Here is an 8,214-nt window from a genome sequence, read left to right as displayed (position 1 = left end):
TACCGTCGGTGCGCCCCTGTCGATCGTCAAGGACTACATCGAAAACAAGAAACGGCCCCGCACAGTGACGCGATTCCTCCCGACCCTGAACGGCCGGGGTTCCTCGCTACCTACCGCTGAATTGCGGTCCACAGTGCGGTCGCCGGAATGGTACTGCAAGGAGTCCGTCAGTACTATTTGCGACATGGAACAGCCGATCAGACCCGGATTCGCGACCCGTCGGCGCACCGAGCTCTTCGACGCGTTGGTAGATCTGTTTCTGTCCGAAGGATTCGCGCATCTGACACTCGACGACGTCGCGTCACGGCTGCGGTGTTCGAAGTCGACGTTGTACACCTTGGCCCGCAGCAAGGAACAACTCGTCCGCGCGGCCACCGTGCATTTCTTCCGTCGCGCCACCGAGGACGTCGAAACTCACATCGCGGCGATCTCCGGTGCCCGCGAACGGATCACCGAGTATCTGTCTGCAGTCGGCTCCGCCCTCTCCCCGGCGTCCGACCAGTTCATGACCGACCTCGACGCCTGCCCGCCAGCCCGCGTGGTCTATGAGCAGAACACGAAGATCGCAGCCGGTCGAGTGCAGCAATTGATCGCCGACGGCGTCGCTTGCGGCGACTTCCGGGGGGTGCACGCTGCCTTCGCCGCAGATCTCGTCGCCGTGATGATGGTGCGGATCCAGCAACGCGGTGTACGAGAGGCCACCGGACTCGACGACGCCCTCGCCTACCGGGAACTGGCCACCATCCTCACTGCGGGGATCAGCGCTTGACGGAGTTCCGCCGGAGTCGAAGAACTTTCGTCGAATCGAGCGCGCACTACCTCGCGGGAGCATGCTCCCGCGAGCCGTCAGCCCGCGGAGGTCACGCGGTACACGTCATAGACACCCTCGACGTTGCGGACGACGCTGAGGACATGACCGAGGTGCTTCGGGTCGCCCATCTCGAACGTGAACTTACTGACCGCGACACGGTCACCGGATGTGGTGACCGACGCCGACAAGATGTTGACTTTCTCGTCCGCGATCGCCTTCGTCACGTCCGAGAGCAGGCGGTGCCGGTCGAGTGCTTCGATCTGAATGGCTACCAGGAACACCGACTCGGTCGAGGGCGCCCATTCGACCTCGATGATGCGCTCGGACTGCAACTGTAGGGACCCGGCATTGGTGCAGTCGGTGCGGTGCACACTGACTACCCCGCCCCTGGTCACGAAGCCCATGATCTCGTCGCCGGGCACGGGCGTACAGCATTTCGCCAGCTTCGCGACCGTGCCTTCGGCCCCGGGAACGAGCACGCCGGCATCACCGGTACTCCGCGGGCGCATCGCGATGCTGGACGGAGTGGACCTCTCGGCCAGTTCCTCCTCGACGTCGCCGACACCCCCGAGATGTGCCACCAGACGTTGCACTACGTGCTGCGCCGACACGTGGCTCTCGCCGACAGCGGTGTAGAGCATCGACACGTCGGTGTAGTGCAGTTCGTGTGCGATGGCCGACACCAATTCGGCGTTCATCAGGCGCTGCAGTGGCAGACCCACTCGCCGGACTTCCTTGGCAATCGCATCCTTGCCTGTCTCGAGCGCCTCTTCGCGTCGTTCCTTGGCAAACCACTGCCGGATCTTCGTCTTGGCCCTCGGCGAGACGACGAACATCTGCCAGTCGCGACTGGGGCCCGCGTTGACGGCCTTGGACGTGAAGACATCCACCACCTCACCGTTCTCGAGTTTGCGCTCGAGCGCCACCAGCCGACCGTTGACCCGCGCACCGATACAACGGTGTCCGACCTCGGTGTGCACGGCATATGCGAAATCGACGGGTGTCGACCCCGTGGGCAGCGTGATCACGTCGCCCTTGGGTGTGAAGACGAAGATCTCCTTGACCGCAAGGTCGTAGCGGAGAGATTCGAGGAACTCCCCCGGATCGGCGGCCTCACGCTGCCAGTCCAGCAATTGGCGCATCCACGCCATGTCGTCGGCTTCGGCGACGTCGCCCGAATGTTTACCCTTGGACTCCTTGTACCGCCAGTGTGCCGCGATGCCGAACTCCGCGGTCCGGTGCATGTCATGGGTGCGAATCTGCACCTCGAGTGGTTTACCCTCCGGTCCGACGACCGTGGTGTGCAGGGATTGGTAGACGCCGTAGCGCGGCTGAGCGATGTAGTCCTTGAACCTGCCCGCCATCGGCTGCCACAGCGAGTGGACCACACCGACTGCCGCGTAGCAGTCGCGGACCTCGTCGCACAAGATCCGCACGCCGACGAGGTCGTGGATGTCGTCGAAGTCGCGGCCCTTGACGATCATCTTCTGGTAGATCGACCAGTAGTGCTTCGGCCTGCCCTCGACGATCGCGTTGATGCGCGACGCCGTCAGAGTCGCGTTGATTTCCGCGCGCACCTTAGCAAGGTAGGTGTCCCGTGAGGGTGCGCGGTCTGCGACCAGTCGCACGATCTCCTCGTACTTCTTGGGATGCAGGATCGCGAACGACAGATCCTCTAGTTCCCATTTCACGGTCGCCATGCCCAGTCGGTGCGCGAGAGGCGCGATCACTTCGAGGGTTTCGCGGGCCTTGCGTGCCTGTTTCTCGGGCGGCAGGAACCGCATGGTTCGCATGTTGTGAAGCCGATCGGCCACCTTGATCACGAGTACACGGGGGTCGCGGGCCATCGCGATGATCATTTTGCGGATGGTCTCGCCCTCGGCGGCGTTGCCCAGTACCACCTTGTCGAGTTTGGTGACCCCGTCGACGAGGTGCGCCACCTCTTCGCCGAACTCTGCGGTCAGCTGTTCGAGGGAATACCCGGTGTCTTCGATGGTGTCGTGTAAAAGGGCCGCAACCAGGGTGATCGTGTCCATCCCCAGCTCGGCGAGGATGCTGGCCACGGCGAGTGGATGCGTAATGTACGGATCGCCCGACTTGCGTCGCTGGTCGGCATGCCGCTCCTCGGCGACGTCGTAGGCGCGCTGCAGGACCGCGAGGTCGGCTTTGGGGTAAAGCTCCCGATGCAGGCTGACGAGGGGTTCGAGAACCGGACGGACGGTCGTGTTCCGCTGCCCCGTGATCCGCCTGGCAAGTCGCGCCCGCACCCGGCGAGATGCAGAAGCGGGAACGGCGGCTCCCTGCGCTCCGCGATTGTCACCGGAAGCCGGATTCGCTGCAGGTGACTCGGCATCGGACTGCGTCGACGAGGTTGAATCCGTGTTCTGCGACCGATCAAGATTCGAAGTCATGCCGTCACCTCCTACCACTGAATGACTCGGGCCCTGCGAGCCTGATTGGTCTCACACAAGTGCCCCGGCGACGGTGTGACGCCACCAGCCACAACATTAGTACTCGGAAGTCACCCGGCCCACCGGTTGGGCCTGGTGCCGGCGCGACATGTGCGGGCAGGCTCGGTCACCTGCGAAAAATCCACCTGTCCATGTTCCAGCCGGCCCCTGAGCGTGTCGGATTCGCCGATCCCGCTTGCATGCCTGACTCGAAGGCGATGGTGCGCGGCTGGTGGAACAACGGCACCGTCGGCATTTCCGACCACAGGATGTTCTCCGCCTCCGTCGACAGCGCAAGCTGGTCGGCGATCGAACTGTCGACCGCAAGTTGGTCGACTATCTCGTCGATCCTGCCGTTAGCGTAGTTCCCGAAGTTCGATCCGATACCGCTGCGCAAGGCGTACATCGCCGTCGTGTCTGCCGCGGTACCCGCCGCACCGGGAGCGGAGGCGGTACCTGCGAGCACCGCATCCACCTGACCGTCACGCAGCATGAACGGCGTGAAATCGGGCGATCCGGCGTCCTGCACGGTGATCCCCGCCGGGGCGCACGCGGCCGCCACGTCCGCCACGATCGCGGCGCGCCGTGGATCGGGCCCCAGATACCCGATGCGCACGCTCGCCGGCGGGTTGTCGATTTCGGCCAGTGCTGCAGCAGATGCCTGCGTGTCCGGCCTCTTGTATCGGCCGCCCTCGGCATCTGCTGCCGATCGGTAGACGAGGCTGCCCGGGGGGGTAAAGCGCGTGTCGGCCGGTCCCCCGGTCCCTCCCGGACCCGATGCAACGCCGAACTTCGACGCCATCTCCTCGCGGGGCAGGCACAGTGCGAACGCCCGTCGCCCGGCCGGGTCCTCGAACACGCCGGCCGTGGACAGGATGAACTGCTCGACGCTGAAAGAGGGCACTTCCGTCACGTCGAAGCCATCGAAATTCACATCCGGCACCGATCCCGTAGCGACGTCGAGAACCTCGACCGAGCCATCTGCGACCTTCGATCTCACATCGGAAACCTTGGGCCACACCACAATCCGGGACGTGGCGGGGCGGTTCCCCCACCAGCGATCATTGGCGACGAGCACGAGACCGTCCTCCGCAGAGAAGGATTCGATCTTGTAGGGTCCGGATGCCGGAAACAGGCTGAGATCGAGGTTCCCTGGCGTCATCGTCCATGCGCCGTTCCAGAAGTCCGCAACGCGGGCCATGGCCACATTGTCCGAATTCTGCACTGCAGAAACAATGTCGAATATTCCAGTGGCGCCGGCGACGACGTGAGCCGGCATCATCTCCGTCGCGCCGAACAACGACTTCCAGTCGATGACATTCCGGCCCGGTTTGAAGGTGACCACGGCGTCCTTCGCCCCGGTCCGGCAGTCGATCCGGTCGATGTCGGAGTAGCCGGCGGTGCTCGCCGCATCGAACATCGGGACCATCGCGCCCTCGTCGTTCGGGCGGGTGAAGCGGCCACTGTTCGCCGCCCACGCCAGCACGAGATCGTCGCAGGACGTCGGGACACCGTCGGAGTACACAGAGTCCGGGTTCAACTCGTACCGAACCGTGAGAGATTCACCGGGCATCAGGTTGGCCGTACCGATGTCGGTATCGGCCACCGATCCACCCTCCGGCCCCGTGTAGGTGAAGCCCGGCAGCACCCGCGCAAATGCTTGGCGCGCACCCGAGACTGCGCCCGCCGCACTGTTGGCGTTGTACGTAGTGACGGTGTTGTCGATCGCGTAACCGATCGACGGAATCTGCTCACCCTCCTCCGAACACCCGACGAGCAACCCGGCAAGGAGGGCCGTGGCGACAAGACCGGCACCGGTTACGGCCGCAGTCCTGCCGGATCGGACGGGCACACCATGACGGGTGTTGTGCGTTTCGGGCAATGTCAGTGCCTCTTCTTGTTTTGCTTTCCGGTGGGACGTGAACCCGGTGCGGGCGCGGTTGCCGCAGTCCGGCGCCGCGGGACACCCGCGGAAGACGCGGATGCCAGGCTCGCGCCCGCCGTGACGTCGACCCTCGCCAATCTCTCGTCTTCCTGAGTTGCCCGGCGAGCGAGCACCTTACGTGTGTGGGCGGCCACGGGTCCCCATCGCTCCTTGAGGGTCACCAGCAACGGCGTCGCGAAGAAAATCGACGAGTACGAGCCGACGATGATTCCGACGAGCTGCACCAACGCCAGGTCCTTCAGCGTTCCGACTCCGAGCATCCACACCGCGACCACCATCAGCGAGATCACAGGCAGCACGCTGATCAAGGTCGTGTTGATCGACCGCATCAGCGTCTGGTTGACCCCCAGGTTCGCCTGCTCGGCGTAGGTGCGCCGGGTCAGGTGCAGGATGCCCCGCGTGTTCTCCTCGACCTTGTCGAACACCACCACGGAATCGTAGAGCGAGAAACCGAGAATTGTGAGCAGACCGATGATGGTCGCCGGGGTCACCTCGAAGCCGATCAGTGAATACACGCCGGCGGTGACGGCGATGTCGAAGAACAACGCGGCGATGGCGGCGATCGCCATGTCGCGCTCGAACCGGACTGCGATATACACGCTGACGATCACCAGGAACACCAGCAGCGCGATCAGAGCCTTCTCGGTGATCTGGCCGCCCCACGTCTCGCTGACCTCGGCGACGCTGATCACGTTCCTGCTGACCGTGCCGTCGCTGTCCGTGGGTTGGAACTGGTCGAACAACGCGTCCTGCAGTGTCGCGACCTGGGCCGTATCGAGCGTCTCGGAGCGGATGAGCACCGTTGCACCCGAGCCCGAGCCCACGGTCTGCACCGAGACGGCATCCATCCCCAGCGCGTCGGAATACACTCTCTCGACCTGCGAGGTCTCCACGCCGTCTCCGACGGGGAACTGGACTCGGGAGCCACCCTCGAAATCGATACCCAGGGTGAACCCGCGGATGAGGATGCTCAGGAGCGAGATCATCACGATCGAGCCGGTCAAGAGGTAGTAGAAGCGTCGGCGACCGATCACCTCGAACGCACCGGTTCCGGTGTAGAGCCGCGACAGCAGGCTGTGATGTGGCAGTGACGCCTGGTCGACACCCGAATCGGACAGCGAAGGGTCGGAGGCCGTCTGGGCTGAAGACCGGGACGACGTGGTCGATTCGCTCATACTCGTGACTCCTTCGCCGCTGCCGTTGCGGCAGCCTTGCGTTCCTTGGCGATCTGCTGCACCGCACCCAACCCGTTGACCCTCGGCTTGGACCAGAACGCTGACCTCGAAGCCAGATGGACCAGCGGCCACGTCACCAGGAACACGACCACGACGTCGAGAACAGTGGTCAGGCCGAGGGTGAACGCGAAGCCGCGCACCTGGCCGATCGCGAGGGCGTACAGCACCGCGGCGGCAATGAAGCTGACCGCGTTACCGGAGAGGATGGTACGACGTGCGCGTGCCCAGCCACGGGGAACCGCGGACCGGAAACTGCGCCCTTCCCGCATCTCGTCCTTGATTCTCTCGAAGAAGACCACGAACGAGTCGGCCGTCATCCCGATACCGATGATCAGACCGGCGATGCCCGCGAGGTCGAGAGTGAAGTTGATGTACCGGCCGAGCAGCACCATGATCGCGTAGACCATGACGCCGGAGAGCACCAGTGACAGCGCGGTGAGCACACCGAGCATCCGATAATAAAGCAGGCAGTAGAGCAGAACGAGGATCAGGCCGACGAGCCCCGCGATGAGACCGGCCTGCAGCGAAGCGAGACCCAGCGTCGCCGACACGGTCTCGGCCTCCGAGGACGCGAACGACAGCGGCAGCGAACCGTACTTGAGCGTGTTCGCAAGTTCGTTAGCCCCTTCCGGGGTGAACGAACCGGTGATGGACGTCGCACTACCGGCGGGGGTGGCGCCCTGAATGACGGGTGCGCTGACCACCTTCGAGTCGAGCGTGAAGGCAGCCTGCCTGCCGATGTTCTGCGAGGTGAACGTGGCCCACGTACTGCTGCCCGACGACTTGAACGTCAGGCTCACCTCGTACCGCGACTGCTGGGGGTTGTACCCGGCCGACGCGTCGTCGATCTCCTGGCCGTCGATGATCGCCGGGTCGAGCAGGTACACCGCATCGCCCTCGGTGGAACACGCGACCAGCGGCAGTGCCGGGTCGTCGTTGCCGCGGAGAGGATCCGGCACCGAGCAGTCGAGGGTGGCCATGGCCTGCTGCTGGACAGCCGGGTCAGTGCTCTGGCGCGTAGCCCGGGCGGCCGCGATCTCGTCTGCAGCTTCAGAGGTATCAGCTCCGTCGGTCCCGGCTGGTGCCGGTTCCGTCGTCGGAGTCGGTGCTGGTGCTGGTGGTGCAGACGGATCCTGCGCCGGGAACGGCCGGTTCTGCGGTGCCGGTGCATCGGTTCCGTCCGGCGCCCCCGCGTCCGCCGGTGCCTCGGTTCCGGGTGGAGCCTCCCCGGCCGGTGCCTGAGCCCCGGGACCAGCCGCAACCTGGGACGTCTGGACCGGACGTATGTACAGCCGCGCTGTCTGGCCCAATGAGCGAGCCTGGGCGCTGTCGTCGCCGGGGACGGTGATGACGAGGTTGTCGCCGTCGATGACTACCTCTGAGCCTGAGACTCCGAGACCGTTCACCCGGCTCTCGATGATCTCCTGTGCTTGCCGCAGGCTGTCCGGTGTCGGGTTACTGCCGTCCGGGGTGCGTGCGGTGAGGGTGACTCGGGTTCCACCTTGCAGGTCGATGCCCAGCTTGGGTGTAGTGGATTTGTCACCGGTGAAGAACACCAGGGCATACAGAACCGCCACGAGCACCGCGAAAACGGTGAGGGAGCGGACGGGATGCACCGATCCTGTGGAAGGTGCCACGATCTCTATGTCTCCTCAGTACGTACAGTTCGAGTGGGAACGTTCGGAGCAAGCCAAGTCGGCGAACTCGGGGTTCGGCCCCGGCTGTCGGTCCGGCGCGCCGTCGACGCGACGATTGCGCCAATCAATTCGCGAC

At 64.6% G+C, this 8,214-nt stretch carries 5 protein-coding genes; 1 reads left to right on the top strand and 4 read right to left on the bottom strand.

Annotated features, from left to right (window positions below; genetic code table 11):
• Positions 1-184: 184 nt before the first annotated feature.
• Positions 185-769 carry a TetR/AcrR family transcriptional regulator gene (locus RM2_RS18800; protein WP_072691065.1) on the top strand — a complete coding sequence of 195 codons (585 nt, stop codon included), beginning with the start codon at positions 185-187 and terminating at the stop codon, positions 767-769.
• Between the two features lie 77 nt (positions 770-846).
• On the opposite strand, the gene RM2_RS18795 is transcribed toward RM2_RS18800, so the two are convergent.
• The 4 genes from RM2_RS18795 to secD form a co-directional block, all read right to left on the bottom strand.
• On the bottom strand, positions 847-3,222 hold the full coding sequence (locus RM2_RS18795; RefSeq protein ID WP_072691059.1) for a RelA/SpoT family protein: 2,376 nt from the start codon (positions 3,220-3,222) through the stop codon (positions 847-849).
• Between the two features lie 166 nt (positions 3,223-3,388).
• Positions 3,389-5,143 (bottom strand): ABC transporter substrate-binding protein, encoded by a 1,755-nt coding sequence (locus RM2_RS18790; RefSeq protein WP_072691058.1) that lies wholly within the window; start codon positions 5,141-5,143, stop codon positions 3,389-3,391.
• A 2-nt stretch (positions 5,144-5,145) separates the two neighbouring features.
• On the bottom strand, positions 5,146-6,381 hold the full coding sequence (gene secF, locus RM2_RS18785; protein ID WP_072691057.1) for a protein translocase subunit SecF: 1,236 nt from the start codon (positions 6,379-6,381) through the stop codon (positions 5,146-5,148).
• Positions 6,378-8,078, bottom strand: a complete 1,701-nt coding sequence (gene secD / locus RM2_RS18780) for a protein translocase subunit SecD (RefSeq protein WP_072691056.1) — start codon at positions 8,076-8,078, stop codon at positions 6,378-6,380. The genes secF and secD overlap by 4 nt, the downstream gene beginning before the upstream one ends.
• Positions 8,079-8,214 lie beyond the last annotated feature (136 nt).

Source organism: Rhodococcus marinonascens NBRC 14363 (assembly GCF_001894885.1).
Classification (GTDB): Bacteria; Actinomycetota; Actinomycetes; order Mycobacteriales; family Mycobacteriaceae; genus Rhodococcus_F; species Rhodococcus_F marinonascens.
This window is presented reverse-complemented; position numbering and strand designations above follow the sequence as displayed.

Bases quoted from the DNA above. Each gene is read 5' to 3' on its own strand.
- RM2_RS18795 (WP_072691059.1), bottom strand. From the start codon at position 3,222: ATGACTTCGAATCTTGATCGGTCGCAGAACACGGATTCAACCTCGTCG.
- RM2_RS18800 (WP_072691065.1), top strand. From the start codon at position 185: ATGGAACAGCCGATCAGACCCGGATTCGCGACCCGTCGGCGCACCGAG.
- secF (WP_072691057.1), bottom strand. From the start codon at position 6,381: ATGAGCGAATCGACCACGTCGTCCCGGTCTTCAGCCCAGACGGCCTCC.